Annotated in this window: 13 protein-coding genes; all 13 read left to right on the top strand. The window is 59.7% G+C overall.

All coding sequences use genetic code 11. The features are described 5' to 3' along the window. Positions 1 to 1960 (top strand): S-layer homology domain-containing protein (locus ELR57_RS26410; RefSeq protein ID WP_148125566.1); only part of this gene is annotated, 1960 nt, incomplete at its 5' end. 694 nt (positions 1961 to 2654) lie between these two features. Then, a complete protein-coding gene (locus ELR57_RS26405) occupies positions 2655 to 3335 on the top strand; it encodes a sensor histidine kinase (RefSeq protein WP_158630184.1) in 681 nt (226 codons plus the stop codon). Positions 3336 to 3357: 22 nt separating this feature from the next. Next, positions 3358 to 4005 (top strand): response regulator, encoded by a 648-nt coding sequence (locus tag ELR57_RS26400; RefSeq protein ID WP_126962683.1) that lies wholly within the window; start codon positions 3358 to 3360, stop codon positions 4003 to 4005. Positions 4006 to 4237: 232 nt separating this feature from the next. Beyond that, positions 4238 to 4993: a YveK family protein gene (locus ELR57_RS26395; protein ID WP_126962681.1), complete on the top strand. Its 756-nt coding sequence runs from the start codon at positions 4238 to 4240 to the stop codon at positions 4991 to 4993. Then, complete coding sequence (locus ELR57_RS26390) at positions 4974 to 5618, top strand: CpsD/CapB family tyrosine-protein kinase (RefSeq protein WP_126962680.1); 645 nt, start codon at positions 4974 to 4976, stop codon at positions 5616 to 5618. The genes ELR57_RS26395 and ELR57_RS26390 overlap by 20 nt, the downstream gene beginning before the upstream one ends. Positions 5619 to 5850: 232 nt before the next feature. Beyond that, complete coding sequence (gene galU / locus ELR57_RS26385) at positions 5851 to 6750, top strand: UTP--glucose-1-phosphate uridylyltransferase GalU (protein ID WP_126962678.1); 900 nt, start codon at positions 5851 to 5853, stop codon at positions 6748 to 6750. Then, a complete protein-coding gene (locus ELR57_RS26380; protein ID WP_370452361.1) occupies positions 6734 to 7426 on the top strand; it encodes a sugar transferase in 693 nt (230 codons plus the stop codon). Before galU ends, ELR57_RS26380 begins: the two co-directional genes overlap by 17 nt. An 18-nt stretch (positions 7427 to 7444) precedes the next feature. Next, positions 7445 to 8698, top strand: coding sequence for a glycosyltransferase family 4 protein (locus ELR57_RS26375; protein WP_126962676.1), 1254 nt, complete (start codon positions 7445 to 7447; stop codon positions 8696 to 8698). Between the two features lie 29 nt (positions 8699 to 8727). Continuing rightward, the gene (locus ELR57_RS26370) at positions 8728 to 10041 is read left to right on the top strand and encodes an O-antigen ligase family protein (RefSeq protein WP_126962674.1); all 1314 of its coding nucleotides are present in this window, start codon (positions 8728 to 8730) and stop codon (positions 10039 to 10041) included. After that, on the top strand, positions 10038 to 11261 hold the full coding sequence (locus ELR57_RS26365) for a glycosyltransferase family 4 protein (RefSeq protein ID WP_126962672.1): 1224 nt from the start codon (positions 10038 to 10040) through the stop codon (positions 11259 to 11261). Before ELR57_RS26370 ends, ELR57_RS26365 begins: the two co-directional genes overlap by 4 nt. Next, positions 11262 to 12305 carry a glycosyltransferase family 4 protein gene (locus tag ELR57_RS26360; RefSeq protein ID WP_126962670.1) on the top strand — a complete coding sequence of 348 codons (1044 nt, stop codon included), beginning with the start codon at positions 11262 to 11264 and terminating at the stop codon, positions 12303 to 12305. Positions 12306 to 12349: 44 nt separating this feature from the next. Further along, positions 12350 to 13291, top strand: coding sequence for a glycosyltransferase (locus tag ELR57_RS26355; protein ID WP_238162709.1), 942 nt, complete (start codon positions 12350 to 12352; stop codon positions 13289 to 13291). Between the two features lie 17 nt (positions 13292 to 13308). After that, a complete protein-coding gene (locus ELR57_RS26350; protein WP_370452360.1) occupies positions 13309 to 14658 on the top strand; it encodes a lipopolysaccharide biosynthesis protein in 1350 nt (449 codons plus the stop codon). Positions 14659 to 14662 lie beyond the last annotated feature (4 nt).

Here is a 14662-nt window from a genome sequence, read left to right as displayed (position 1 = left end):
GGTAGAAGGCACTTGCAACGGTGAGTCCGCCGCCGGAGCGAAAGCGGCGCTGGAGGCGGCCATCGAGGAGGCGGCCGCCTGCCTGGACTCGCCCGGGGCGACGCAGGCGGAGATCGACCAAGCGCTCGGGGACCTGGAAGACGCTCTCGTCGCATTCGACTCCAAGCGGGTATTCGTCAATTCCCTCGCTCTCAGGGAGGCTATCGAGACAGCCCAGGACTTATACGATTCAGCGGTAGAAGGCACTTCCAACGGTCAGTACGCCGCCGGAGCGAAGGCGGCGCTGCAGGCGGCCATCGATGAAGCGGCCGCCTGGCTGGACTCGCCCGGGGCGACGCAGGCGGAGATCGACCAAGCGTTGGAGGACCTGGAAGATGCTCTCGAAGCATTCGACTCCAAGCGGGTATTCGTCAATTGGTTCGCTCTTAGGGAGGCTATCGGGAATGCCCAGGATTTATACGATTCGGCGGAGGAAGGCACCGCGATCGGCCAATATAAGGCCGGAGCGAAGGCGGCTCTCCTGGCGGCGATCAATGCGGCGATCATGCCGTTCGAGACGCCGGGATCGACGCAAGCCGACGTCGATGCGGCGCTTGCGGCGCTGCGGACGGCCGTCTCAGCCTTCGAAGCGAAGAAGATCGTCAGCCGTGGGCCGGGAGGCGGGGGCGGCGGAATGGCGCCGGAATATCCCCGGACGTATCCGGTGGACGTAATGTTGGACCCGAAGACGACCGAGAAGCTGATGATCCGGCAGACGCTGGAATCGGATGGCCGGCTATTCGATACCATTGAACTTCCGGAGAACTTCGCCGAGAACGCCGCCAGTTTGCTTCATGCGGCAGGCCGTGATCGTTTGACGATCGAGATTACCCCCTCCTTGACGGAGGCGACCGATTTCGCGATCGACTTATCTTCCCTAGAAGCCCATGTGCTGGCCGCAAGCGGCATCGCGCTGGACATCCGAACGCCGACGGCGAACCTGGTTCTCCCTTCGGCAACTCTCCAAGGGCTGAACGGACCTCTGACCATTCGCCTCTCTTCCATCGAGGGAACGACCGCGGGATCGGAGCTGGAAGGACGGGCCAAGGAGGAAGCGAAGCGCCGCGCGGGAACGGATGAGGTAACGTTCGCCGGGCATTCCATCTCTATCGCGACGAATCAACCGTTGAACCGCATCACGCTCTCTGTTCCAGCCGAGAACCTGAAGGATACGGGGAATTCGGGCTTCTACCTGGAGGACGGAGAAGGAAAGACGGGGCTTGTTCGAAGCTCCGCGGAGGGGACGCAAGCCGGCAGACTCTCCCTTGAACTTGATCTTCATGCGAACGCCAAGCTTGCCGGTTTTTCCGTCAAGAATTGGCCTGGTGAGGAGACGGAACAGGGACAAGAGGAAAGCTGGCAGCTGCGGAAGCTTCCTTATCTGTCCGGATTCGAGGGAGGGGCATTCAAGCCGAACGCCGACGTGACCCGAGCGGAGCTGGCGGCCATCCTGTCGCGGATCATCGACGGACGCAGCGTTGCCGAGCCCAAGCCTTTCGCGGATATCCCTTCGGCTCATTGGGCTAAGAGCGCCGTGGAAGAGGTCGTCGGTCTCGGCCTGATGAGCGGCACGGCCGACGGCAGATTCCTTCCGGATAAGCCGGTTACGCGGGCGGAACTGGCGGCTATCCTGACGAGACTGCCTTTCCTGGCCGCTGCCGGCAAAGAAGCGGAGAGCTTCCCGGATACGGCGGGCCACTGGGCGGAGGCCGCGATTCTCAAGGCGCGGTCGGCAGGTCTCATGAACGGTTTCGCGGATGGCACGTTTAAGCCGGATCGGTTCTTGAGCCGCGCGGAAGCGGTCGTCATTCTGAACAAGCTGATCGGGCTGCAAGCCGTCCGTGCGGAAGCTCCGTTCTATGCGGACGTGCCGAGAACCTACTGGGCTTTCCAAGCCATACAGGCGGCTTCGATTCATTAAGGCTCCCCTCGCCTATCGAAAAGCTTCATTATATATAGAAGAAAGAAATCCGCCGAGCCCGGAAGCTTGGCGGATTTCTCGTTTATGAGCGTAAAGACTGTATCTTCATGACCATCGTCGAGCCTTCCGCCTAGGAGAAGAGATCGAGTTCCAAGAGCATGTCCGGCTAACGTCGATCCCCGCCTTTGTGCACGCTCCCTCTCATTTTTCTAATAGCGTTGCGAATCGGCTCTCATTTGACGGATTGGTCACGACCGGAGGATGTATCGTTCCCGTAAATTGAAAACGCTTTTAATACCAATTTCTTCGATTGGAATTATAAAATCTAATTAAAGATTCCTCACCTAACGGGTTTGACCCCCTAAGACATAGGTCCCATTCAGAATTATTTAATAGGGAAGAAACGCGAATAACCGGGAAAAGCACGAAACCCTTCTATTCGTTCGTAATTCTATGTTCGATCGTTTCAAGATGGATGATTCTGGGGAATTGTATTGGACTCGGAAGCCTCGGGTATGTCCAAGGACTCAAGCGGCCTTCTCCAAGAACCATCCCGCAAATCAGTACTCCCGGAGCATGGGCAGGTTGTTATCCGCAGAGTATGTTGAAATTAGGCACCATTTTCAGAAATGGGGGAAAATGAAGGGAAGATTGGAGTTTTCTCATACTTAACGTGGGAAAGGTGATGAACGGGATGGCTATTCAGAGCGTGTTAGAGTTGGAACCGTATGTTCTCTTTGAGGAGCGCAACCGAATCGCAGAAGAACTCCATGATCGAATAGGTCCGCATTTGTTCGGCATTGCGTGCGCGGTCCATTCCGTCGAACGGGAATGGAGCACCTTGTCGGAGGAGCAGAAGCTGGAGCAGCTTCGGGAGATTCAAGCGGCCGCCGCGAACGCCTCCCGCGAGATGCGCGCGACGATTTATAATCTCAGCGCGGCGGAACCCGGCGGCTCGGCTTGGCTGGACAGCGTCGAAACGCTGTTGTCCAGCCTGTCCAGGCTGAACGGAGTCCGGATCCGCTTCCGGGCTCCCGAGTCCGATTGCCGCTTATCCGTCCATCATCGGAAGGCGCTCTATCGAATCATCGCCGAAGCGGTCGGCAATGCGATCCGCCATGGCGCCAGCAGCCAGGTGGACGTCAAGCTGACGGTTCTGCGTTCTTCCGTCACGCTTCGAATCTCGGATAACGGGCGAGGCTTCGATGCGTGCGAGCGCTTGTCCGCCAAGAAGGACTCCGGCTTCGGGCTGCGCAACATGAAGATGCTGGCGACCTCGCTGGGAGGAACCATGCAGATCTGCAGCGAAGCCGGCAGCGGGGCGCGTATCGCCATTCATCTTCCGCTTGCCGGCCGGCAAGAAAAAATGGGTTAATATCGAAAGATCGGGTGATGGAATGAGAATCATCGTTGTGGATGACCACCCACTGGTTCGCAATGGACTTAGGGCCATTCTCGCCAAGGAGGAAGGGATCGAACTGGTGGGCGAGGCCGAATCGATCCAGGAAGGCAAGGCGTTGATCGAGAGAGCGAAGCCGGACGTCGCCGTCGTGGATATCAGGCTGGGCGGAGAGTCCGGCTACGATCTGGTCAAGGCGATGCGGCATCAGCCGTGCGCGTTTATGATGCTGACCTCTTCGTCTTCGGAGACGGATATCCGCCTGGCGCAGGAGAGCGGAGCGGACGGCTATGTGCTCAAGGAGGCGCCGCCGGAGGAGCTGCTGCTGGCGATCAAGATGATCGGCAAGGGACGCAAATACTTCGACCAGAGCCTCCTTGGCACGCTGCTCCGCAAGGATCCGGACGATCCGCTCGAGAAGCTGACGCCCAAGGAGAGAGAGGTGCTCGGCGCGCTCGGCGAAGGATTGTCGAACGGAGCCATGGCACGGAAGCTGGTCATTAGCGAATATACCGTCAAGAAACACGTCAGCCGGATTTTCCAGAAGCTGAATTTGAACGACCGCACGCAGGCCGCCCTATTCGCGCAGGCGCAGGGAATTGGCAGCTATTCGCTGCGGGACAAGCTTGAGGGCGGATCCGTCTAATCGTATGGTACTAAAGTGGAATATCGATACTACCGACGCGGCAGGGTGTTTGCTTCGAAAGAAGAAGCAAAATCATCCTGTCGCGTAATAGTTTTACCGCGCTTGATGGTCTTAGAATTTAATTAAGCGGAGCCGACGAGGCAAACGCCGCTCGGAATTTCTGTAATTAATCAGAATATTGAGACGGTTAGCGACGGTTCTCAACAACGAAATCAGTATCGGAGGAAACGGCTTGGAGATTCAATGGTATTGGAGCGTAATCCGGAAAAGAATGTGGCTGATCGCTCTGATCGTGATCGTGGCGTGCACCGCGGTCGGCTATTACACGAGCCAGAAGGTGAAGCCGGTTTATCAGGCGGACACGAAGCTGTTGGTGTATCAGCAAAGAGCCGCGGGCAATGCTTCGATGATGGCTGACTCCGGTTCGATCAACTCCAACATTCAGATGATCAAGACTTTCAAGCAGCTAATTCTTATTCCGCGCGTTCTGGGCAAGGTTGTTACGGAATATCCCAAGCTTCAGACGACGGAGGACGAGCTTGCGGCCAAGATCGGTATCTCATCGACGGCCGAAACGCAGATCATGACGGTCACCGTCTCGGATCACTCATACGCCAGGGCGGCCGAGATGGCCAACGCCGTCAGCAAGGTGTTCCAGCAAGAGGTTCGCGCCCTGATGAAGCTGGACAACGTGTCCGTGATCAACTGGGCGGATCCGTCGGAGAACCGGCTGCCGGTATCGCCGCAGCCCGTCAAGACCGTCCTGATCGTGTTCGTGGTATCGCTAATGCTCGGAGGCGGTCTCGCCTTTCTGCTGGAACAGCTGGACGACAGCGTCAAGAGCGAGAAGGAGATCAACGAGAAGCTGGGCATGCCGCTGCTGACGGAAGTGCCGCGAATCGGAAGCCGGGGTTCGAGCGGCAAGGGCAATCGCCGGAATAAAGCCATGGCGGGAAGGAGGGAATCGAATGTCACGATGGACGCTTAAACGGGCTCGGATCATGAGCGAGAATCCGGGATCGACGGCCGCCGAGAGCTACCGACGGCTGCGGACCAACATCGAGATCCTGGGAAGGGACGGAGGCTTGAAGACGATCGCGGTCGTCTCCGCCGAGCAAGGAGAGGGCAGAAGCACCACTTCCGCCAACATCGCCGTCGCTTACTCCCAAGCGAACCGCAAGGTGCTGCTGCTCGACTCCGATCTGAGATCGCCGACGCTGCATCGAATTTTCGAGCTGCGCAACGACCGGGGATTAAGCACTATCCTGGCCGGAATCGGCGAGATGAACGAGGTCGCTCAACGGACGGAGATCGATAACCTCCAGGTGCTGTGCGCGGGTCCTATTCCGCCCAATCCTTCCGAGCTGCTCGAGTCGGAGGCGATGACCGAGCTGCTGGCGGCGGCCAAAGAGAAGTTCGACGTCGTCATTATCGATACCGCGGCGATGAAGAGCACGTCGGACGCGCTGATCGTCGCCGACAAATGCGACGGGGCGGTACTCGTGATCCGGCGAGGCAGAACGAAGCTGGAAGCCGCCGAGAAGGCGAAGCTGACGCTGCAGGCAAGCCGGACCCGAATGGTCGGCGCCATCCTGAACCATAGAGGCCGCTAAGGCCGCCGACGATCGAAAGCTCGCGAATATCGGCAATCCCGCAAGGGAAGGAAATGTCTCCTGCTCCTTTATCACCGGAGGCACTCGGCCATGCTGTGGGCCTGACGGCCTTAGACGTACATCGTCAAGGGTGTGGCGAGAGGTTGGGTTCAATGCCCACTTGCTTGATTTGGATACTTGCTTGACTTGGAAGTGGACATGCAACAATCAGACATAGATGGGGTGAGAGCGAATGAAAAAAGTGAGAAAAGCAATTATACCCGCGGCCGGACTCGGTACTCGGTTCCTGCCCGCCACCAAGGCGATGCCGAAAGAAATGCTTCCGATCGTCGATAAGCCGACGATCCAGTACATCGTGGAAGAAGCGATCGAGTCCGGGATCGAGGATATCATCGTTGTCACGGGCAAGGGGAAACGGGCGATCGAGGATCACTTTGACATCGCCTTCGAGCTCGAACAGACGCTGGAGGAGAAAGGCAAGCTCGACATTCTGCAGAAGGTCCGGCAGTCGTCGAACGTCGAGATTCACTACATCCGGCAGAAGGAAGCCAAGGGACTCGGCCATGCCGTCTGGTGCGCCCGCAACTTCATCGGCAACGAGCCGTTCGCGGTGCTGCTGGGCGACGACATCGTGCAGTCCGATACGCCTTGCACCAAGCAGCTGATCAAGCAATACGAGAATACCGGCAAGTCGGTCATCGGCGTGCAGGCGGTCGGCACGGACCAGACAAGCCGCTACGGTATTCTCGATCCCTATGAGAAAAGCGGCCGGCTGTACAAGGTTCGCCGCTTCGTCGAGAAGCCCCCGCAAGGACAAGCTCCATCCAACCTGGCCATCATGGGCCGTTACGTGCTCGCTCCCGAGATCTTCGAGCATCTCGGCAGGCATGAGATCGGCGCCGGCGGCGAGATCCAGCTGACGGACGCGATCCAGAAGCTGAACGAGGAGCTTGGCGTCTATGCCTACGACTTCGAGGGCATGCGCTACGATGTCGGCGAGAAGCTCGGGTTCATCATGACGACGGTCGATTTCGCTCTTCGCAACGACGAGCTGAAATACCGCCTGATGACCCAACTGGAAGAGCTTCTCTACAGAGAGAAGGTGAGCGGAAGCCATGGCCCTGCAGTATGATCGCGAGATTGTCGCGAGGATGACGGAATTCGAGCGGAGAAGGATCGCGGAGAGAAGCGGGGACAACCTGGCGTTCTACTACGCGGCCAAGAGAGCCATGGACGTGGCGGGCGCAACCGCGGGAATAGTAGCGCTCTCGCCGCTGCTCGCGGCCGTGGCTCTGCTGATCAAGCTGGACGATCCGAAGGCGCCGATCCTGTTCGGGCAGACGCGGATCGGGAAGCACGGCAAGCCGTTCCGCATGTTCAAGTTCCGCTCGATGGTGCCGGACGCGGAGAAGAAGCTCCAGGAGCTGCTGTCGAAGAACGAGATTCAAGGCGCGATGTTCAAGATGAAGGAAGATCCGCGCGTGACCCGGATCGGCAAGTTTATTCGCAAAACGAGCCTCGACGAGCTTCCGCAGCTGTTCAACGTGCTAAGAGGAGAAATGTCGCTGGTCGGCCCGAGGCCGCCGCTGCCCAGGGAGGTGGAAGAGTACACGGAATACGACAAGCTCCGCCTGACGGTAGACTCGGGCTGCACGGGGTTGTGGCAGGTAAACGGCCGCAACGCGCTCAGCTTCGAGCAGATGGTCGAGCTGGACCTGCAATACATTCGGCAAAGAAGCATTCGGGGGGATCTGAAGATTATTTTCCGGACTTTCAAGCTTCTGCTTGGAGCCAAAGACGCGTATTAACCGAAAGGGTGGCGACCGATGGACAAGATTGTTTTTATCACGAACCGGCTGCCCTTCCCCGCAACGGACGGACGCAAGAACATGCTCCTCCAGTATATCCGGCAGATGAAGGAGATTTATCCCGACAGCGAGATTGTCAATCTCAGCTTCGTGGACGACCCGAAATATCTGGAGCAGCAGCCTCCGGAGATCGGCCGGGTCATCGAGCTGAAGCTGCCGGGCCTGGCGGAGAAGCTGTACAACGTCATTCTCCATACCCTTATCCGCAAGAAATGGCCGATTCAGGTATCCGCTTATTACAGCCGGAAGACGCATCGGCAGATTCGCGGCTTCCTCCGGAAGGAGAAGCCCGACTTCATTCTGTACGATATGGTCCGGGTCGCGGAATACATGACGGAAGGGACGGGCCGCAAGGTGCTCAGCTACGACGACCTGCTGTCCCTCCGGTACCGGCGCCAGCTCGACTGGTTCCGATACATCCCGTCCGTGCTCGGAGGCTTCTCGAACAAGCTGCCGGGCAGCCTGAAGCGGCTCGCGGATCTGAAGTTCATGCAGAAATGGCTGATCTCCTTCGAGAGCAAACGGCTCGCCGCATATGAGCGGAAGGTAGCTCCCCGCTTCGATCACCTGATCTTTACCTCTCCCGCAGAGGCGCAGCTGTTCCGCCAAGCGACCCGTCATGAATCGTGCCACGGAATTCCGATGAAAGTCGAGCCCGACGCTCAGGCGAGCGGCTCCCGGCGTTACGACAAGAACAAGCTTGCCTTCGTCGGCAAGATGGACATCCCGCACAACAGCTCCGCCGCCGTGTACTTCTGCGAACGGATCTGGCCTCGCATCAAACGCGAGATGCCGTCTGCCGTCTTCTACATCGTCGGCAAGAACCCGAGCGCGGAGGTGCGCCGACTGCAGGACGAGTACCCCGGCGTCATCGTCACCGGAGAGGTGGACGACGTCAAGACGACCGTCGGCGATTCCGCGGTAATGGTCGCTCCTCTTCTCTTCGGCACCGGCATCAAGACGAAGATTCTGGAGGCGATGGCGTGGGGAGTGCCGGTCGTGACGAACCGGATCGGCAGCGAGGGGCTCGACGCAAGCCACGGGGAGGAGCTGTTCGTCTGCGAATCGGAGGAAGAGATGGTGAAGGACGTGCTGCTTCTGATGGGCGACAGGGAGATGAACGACAGCGTGTCGGGCAATTCGATCCGCTACGTGACGCGCCGCTTCAGCGGCTCCGCCACTCGCAGCAGCATGGAGCTGATCCTATCCTAAAGCCTAAGCCTACAGAGCGAAAAGATGTCGTGCTGCGGGCGACGATCGTCGCTCTGTTTCTTTTCTCCCTAACCGTCATCACTTACGATAGCCTTCCGTACATTCCGTTCTCGGTGTATCGTCCGCTTGCGATGTTTCCCATGTTCGCCGCTTCGCTGCTCCTGCTCTTCACCGATTTTCGGTTCCGAACGGGAGACCTGCTGCTGACTCTCTTCGCCGCCTACAGCGTCGGGCATTCGCTGATCGTGTCCATCGCCGACGGGGATACGGGCAGCAGCATCAAGCACGCGATTACGCTCCTGTTCGGGATCTCGATGTACAGGGTGTCCGTCTACATCGCCAAGCAGGTCAGGGAAGACAAGACCTTGCTGAGGCGAATCGCCCTATGTTTATTGATCGGCCTTGTTCCGCCCTTGGCGGTCGGGCTGCTGCAGACGGCGGACGCCTACCTGCTGCATAGCGGAATGTCGGGCTCTCTGACCGCGCTCTTCTCGCAGAAGGTGTATCGCGGAAGAATCCAGATGCTGTCGGGAGAGCCGTCTTGGGCAGGCATCCATCTGTTGAGTTGCGGCCTTATTTTGCTCTACCTGTACAAGAAAGGATATCGCAGGCTGACGCTTATTCCGCTGCTTGGCTGCATCCTGCTCCTTGTCCTTTCTTTCTCGGCGTACTCGTACGTCGTGCTGCTGACCGCGCTGTTGGTCTACATTCTGATCGCGAACAAGTATCGCGGGCGGATGCTGCTCGCGCTCTCCGGGATTGCCGCCATTATCGGGTACGGGGTCCCTTATCTTCTGGAGACGCTTCACGTGAGCGGGTACTTCACGGACCGGTTCCAATTCGATTTCCAACATTTAATTCGATCGGACAATTCGTTTTTCGTTCGGGTCGTTTTCCCGGCTATCGGATTCATGGAGTTCGGGCAGCATCCGCTCTTCGGCGTCGGCGGCGGGTTTTACTACAAGGAATTCGCGGATTTGATTCTCGCGCATTACGACTACGGCTTGCAATTCAAAGAGGTGCGTATTCTCGTGGAGCTTCATCCCGAGGAGGCGACCTCGCGCAATCTGTGGGCGAAGCTGTTCGCGGAGGAAGGCATCGTCGGAGTCTCCTTGTTCCTGGGGTTCTTGGCCGCAGTTATGCGCAGCGCGCGCAGCAACGTATACGCCCAGTTCGCGTTCGCGTTATGCGTGTCGCTGGTCATGAACTTCGATTCCTATTCGTTTGTGAATTTCTGGCTGCTGATCGGCTGGATTCGGGGCGGATTGTTCGAAGATCGCATGGCCGCCCCGGCGGCAGAAGGGGATAGGCCAAACGAGAAGGAGTTGAGAAATACCGCATGAGAATCGTCCTTATCAATAGTTTATATACGCCTCATATCATCGGCGGCGCGGAGATCTCCACGCAGATCCTCGCGGAAGCGCTGGCTTCGGAGGCGGACGTCCATGTCCTGACGCTGGGCGGGCAGAAGCGAGGGGAAGGCTTGCGGATGGAGAAGATCTCCGGCGTGACCGTCCATCGGCTGCCGTACAGCAACCTCTACTGGATCGGCGACGGGAAGCGGAGAGGGGTGCTGCCCCGAACGGCCCGAAGGCTGACCGATCTGTACAATCCGCTTCAAGTCGGCGCGGTGAGGGAACGTCTCGAAGCGATCGGGCCGGACCTGATCCACACCCAGAACCTGTCGGGCTTCGGAGCCGCCGTCTGGACGGCGAACGCTTCCCGGAAGGTACCGATCGTGCATACGCTAAGGGACTACTCCCTGCTCTCGCCGGTCAGCTCCCCGCTCGGGAACCCCGCGCTGGCAAAGCTCTATGCGTTGAGCTCGGCCGGCTTCAGCGGAAGGGTATCGGCGGTCGTCGGCATCTCTTCGCACATTCTGAATCGGCATACGAAGGCCGGCTTGTTCCCGAAGGCTTCCAGATCGGTCATTCCGAACGCGGTGGAGGGCGAGATTGCCGCCGCCGAGCGGGACTTCGACCGGAAGCCGCTTCGCATCGGCTACTTCGGCCGGATCGAGCCGGAGAAGGGAGTCCGCCAGCTGGTCGAGGCGGCGCTGCCGCTTCCCGCCGAAGTCGTGGAGCGGATCGTCATCTGCGGAGAGGGGAGCATCCGGCAGGAGCTTCAGGAGCTGTGCCGGCAGGACCCGCGCTTCGTCTTCCCCGGCAAGGTTAAGCCGGCGGAGGCGAGAAGCCTGATGGCGGAGATGGACGCCAACTTCGTTCCGTCCATCTGGGAGGAGCCGTTCGGGCGGGTCATCATCGAGTCCTATCAGGTCGGAACGCCGGTGTACGCTTCCGCCGTAGGCGGGATTCCCGACGCGGTCTGGAACCCGGACGAATTCCTGTTCCCCCCGGGGAGCGCCGCCGTCATCCGGACGAAGATTCTCGAGTTCCATTCGCTGTCCGGGGACGAGAAAAGAAGCATTCAAGAGCAATGCGTCCGGCATTGCCTCAAGTTCACCCAAGCTTCGCTGCTTGGGCAGCATCTGGAGCTGTACTCCCGGATCCTGTCCCATCGTCCGGAGCTTGCCGCTCAAGCCGCTTACGGGCAGGTGAATTAGATGGGCGAGCCTACCGTTTATATGTGGCCGAAGAAGAGTCCCCACAACAAGTATTCGGAGCTGCTGTCCGACTCGATCGAGCGGCAGGGGCAGCACGTCGAGCACTACGGGCCCAGATCGGTCCTGAAGCCTAGGAAGGGCGACGTCGTCCATTTTCACTGGCCGAGCTACACCTACCAGGCTTCCGTCTTCCCGCTGACGATCGCGAAATCGTCGCTGTTCCTTCTGCTTCTGCTTCTTTACAAAGGCATGGGCGTGCGCCTGTACTGGACCGTCCACAATATCTGGCCTCATACGGGCAAGTCGCGTTGGGACGCGTTCATGCGCAGGCGCATCCTGAACCTCTGCGATTCGGCGTTCGCGCTGAGCGAGTCGGTCCGGCAGGAAGCCGTCTCCGTATTCGGGGTGCCCGAGGAAAAGCTGGTCGTCACGCCGCACGGGCATTACCTGGGAGCGTATCCGGAGAGCGGAGCGGACATTCGGGCTCGATTCGGCATTCCGAAGGATCGCTTCCTGTTCCTGTTCGTCGGCCGAATCAATCCTTACAAGGGAGTGGAGCAGCTCGTAGCAGCTTATCGGTCGCTGCCGTCCGAAGCCTGCTCCTTGCTGATCGCGGGACAAGCGGACGCGGGATACGGCCTGGACTTTATCGACGCCGCGAATGACGGAACGATCAAGGTCCACCCTTCCTTCGTCGACGACGGCGAGCTCGCCGATTATCTGCGGGCGGCGGACGCGGTCGTGCTGCCTTACCGGCAGATCACGACTTCCGGCAGCGCCATTCTGGCGCTGTCGTACAAGAAGCCGGTCGTGGCGCCGAACCTTGGCTCGCTCGGGGAGTACGTGCCCGAGGGCGGCGGAGTCCTGTACGACCCGGAGGATCCGGAGGGCCTGAGGAAGGCGCTTCTCGCATCGATGAAGCTGAACAAGAAGGCCGCGGAGGAGCGAATCTCGGACAAGCTCAAGGAGCTGGACTGGGATCGCATCGCCGGCAGGATGCTTCGCGCCTACGCCGGAGCCGTGCCTCAAGAGGTGAACGCATGAGGGAAACGGAACGCAAATCTGAACGCAATGGAGCATCCGAACGCATGAGAGCAACGGAAAGCATGAAAGCAACGGAAAGCATAAGACCCCCCGACCGCATGAGAGCATCCGTCGCGATCTGCACGCACAACCGGGCTTCGGACGTGCGGGAGGCGCTGCTCAGCCTTGCGCCTCAGCGGTTCGGTGATTCCTTCGAGGTCATCGTGGTCGATAACGGCTCCACCGACCAGACCGCGCAAACCGTCCAAGAGTTCGGAAGGACGGCCTCCTTCCCGGTCCATTATGTATACGAAGGGCGTCTGGGTCTCTCCGTCGCCCGGAACCGCGCGATCCGCGAAGCGAAGGGAGAGTTCATCCTGTTCCTGGACGACGACGCGGTTGCGTCCCCCGATTGGATCGGCGGAATCGTCTCGGTGTTCGACAAGGACCCGAAGATCGGCTGCGTCGGCGGCCGAATCGAGCCCGCCTGGGAGGGCGAAGCGCCGGACTGGCTGCCGGAGGAGAACCGTTCGCTTTATACCATTCTCGACTACTCCGCCGAAGTTCGGGAGATGCGGGATTCCGCTATGCCGTACGGGGCCAACGTCGCTTTTCGCCGGTCGATCTTCGATTCCATGGCCATGTTCCGGGAGGATCTGGGGAGAGTGGGAAGCAATCTGCTCTCCAGCGAGGAATCCGAGCTGATCGAACGAATCCGCGGCAAGTACTCGGTGTATTACACTCCGCACGCTTCCGTTCTGCATAAGATTCCGCGAAGCCGGATGAACCGGAAGTGGCTTCTGCGCCGCATCTATTGGCAAGGGGTGAGCCGGGCGGTCAGCTCCAGGAGCAAAGCCCGCGTTTTGGCGGAGTCGCTCCTGAAGGTGCCGGCCTTCGTCCTCCTGTCGATCCCGGTGCTGTACGACAAGAGACGCGTCTTTCGCAACGTCCGGCGGATCGTCTACAACAACGGGCTGATCAGCGGCGTGCTGAGGACCTATCAATGAGCGGGAAGGAAGCAAGCATGATAAGGAGCGCAAGGAAGCCGTTCGCGTTCAAGCGCGTTCTGACCGGCAGAGGGGCCATGGCCGCGATCATGCGGACAAGCGCCGCGGGCGTGCTCGTCATGCTGATCGGCATGGTAAGCTCGATCGTCACGGCGCACTGGTTCGGCGTCGAGGGCAAGGGCGAGTTCGCCGCGATCGTCTTCTGGCCTACGCTGCTGGCCGGGGTATTGAGCTTCGGGCTCCCGACCTCGCTGATCTACAACCGGCGCAAGAATCCGGGACAGAACGCGGAAGTGGTCCGGGCGGGATTCCTGTTCCAACTCCCCGTCAGCCTATTGGCCGGAGCGGTCGCCTGGTACGGCCTGCCCTACTGGATGGGGAACTACTCGGAATCGATCATAAGCATCGCCCGGTGGTACACCGTACTCATGCTTCCGATGCTGCTGGCCGTCGGTCTTCTGACGGCTCTTGCGCAGAGCATGGAGAACTTCAATCTGTACAACGGCCTGCGGCTGTACGTGCCGCTCAGCAACCTGGCAGGGCTTGCGGCGCTATGGGCGTTCGGATTGCTGGATCAAGGCTCCGCCTCGCTGATCTACCTGGGGACGAGCTTGGTCGTCATCGTCTGGTCCTTGTACCGAATGCGCAAGCAGCTGGCCGTAGGCTGGTTCGGAAGATTCTCGGACCGCAAGGCGATCCGATCGCTGTTCGGATACGGGAGCCGGGTGTACGGCGTCGAGCTTCTCGGCACGCTGTACGGCCAGTGCGACAAGCTGATTATCCTGGCGCTCCTCTCTCCGAGAGCGTTCGGGCTGTACACGGTGGTTTACACGCTGTCGCGGGTATTCAACACCGTGCAGACGGCCGTCACGAGCGTCGTATTCCCGAAGGTGACGGGCCAAGACCCGAGCATGATCGTCGCGAAGGTTTGCCGGGCCTTCCGCCTCAGCTTCGCGCTGATGGCCGTCGCGCTCGTTCCCGGGCTGCTCGTCGGACGCTGGATGCTCGGCTTGCTGTACGGGCCGGCCTTCCTGGAGTCGAGCACGGCCTTCGCGCTGCTCTCCCTGGAATGCATCGTCGGAGGAGGGTCTTGGGTGCTCGCGACCTCGTTCAACGCGATGGGGCGCCCCGGACTCGTGGCGATACGCCAGGCGATCGCGCTGGCGCTGACCATCGCGCTGCTCTACGTGCTCGCGCCGCTATACGGGTTGAACGGCATTGCGCTGGCTATGCTGGTCGGGGCCTGCAGCCGGCTGGTCATCACGATCGCGGCGATGAAGCTCGTCTTCAAGACGCCCGTCGCGAGCATTCTGTTCGACAGAGGCGACTGGCGCTTCCTTATGGGACGCCTGTCGCGGCAATCCTAGTTCT

Origin of the sequence: Cohnella sp. AR92 (genome assembly GCF_003990975.1) — a bacterium.
Classification (GTDB): Bacteria; Bacillota; Bacilli; order Paenibacillales; family Paenibacillaceae; genus Cohnella.
This window is presented reverse-complemented; position numbering and strand designations above follow the sequence as displayed.

What these genes read in the sequence shown, in the direction of transcription:
- ELR57_RS26355 (WP_238162709.1), top strand. Translation starts at nt 12,350, where the DNA reads ATGAGAGCAACGGAAAGCATGAAAGCAACGGAAAGCATAAGACCCCCC.
- galU (WP_126962678.1), top strand. Translation starts at nt 5,851, where the DNA reads ATGAAAAAAGTGAGAAAAGCAATTATACCCGCGGCCGGACTCGGTACT.
- ELR57_RS26375 (WP_126962676.1), top strand. Translation starts at nt 7,445, where the DNA reads ATGGACAAGATTGTTTTTATCACGAACCGGCTGCCCTTCCCCGCAACG.
- ELR57_RS26365 (WP_126962672.1), top strand. Translation starts at nt 10,038, where the DNA reads ATGAGAATCGTCCTTATCAATAGTTTATATACGCCTCATATCATCGGC.
- ELR57_RS26380 (WP_370452361.1), top strand. Translation starts at nt 6,734, where the DNA reads ATGGCCCTGCAGTATGATCGCGAGATTGTCGCGAGGATGACGGAATTC.
- ELR57_RS26390 (WP_126962680.1), top strand. Translation starts at nt 4,974, where the DNA reads ATGTCACGATGGACGCTTAAACGGGCTCGGATCATGAGCGAGAATCCG.
- ELR57_RS26400 (WP_126962683.1), top strand. Translation starts at nt 3,358, where the DNA reads ATGAGAATCATCGTTGTGGATGACCACCCACTGGTTCGCAATGGACTT.
- ELR57_RS26360 (WP_126962670.1), top strand. Translation starts at nt 11,262, where the DNA reads ATGGGCGAGCCTACCGTTTATATGTGGCCGAAGAAGAGTCCCCACAAC.
- ELR57_RS26350 (WP_370452360.1), top strand. Translation starts at nt 13,309, where the DNA reads ATGATAAGGAGCGCAAGGAAGCCGTTCGCGTTCAAGCGCGTTCTGACC.
- ELR57_RS26405 (WP_158630184.1), top strand. Translation starts at nt 2,655, where the DNA reads ATGGCTATTCAGAGCGTGTTAGAGTTGGAACCGTATGTTCTCTTTGAG.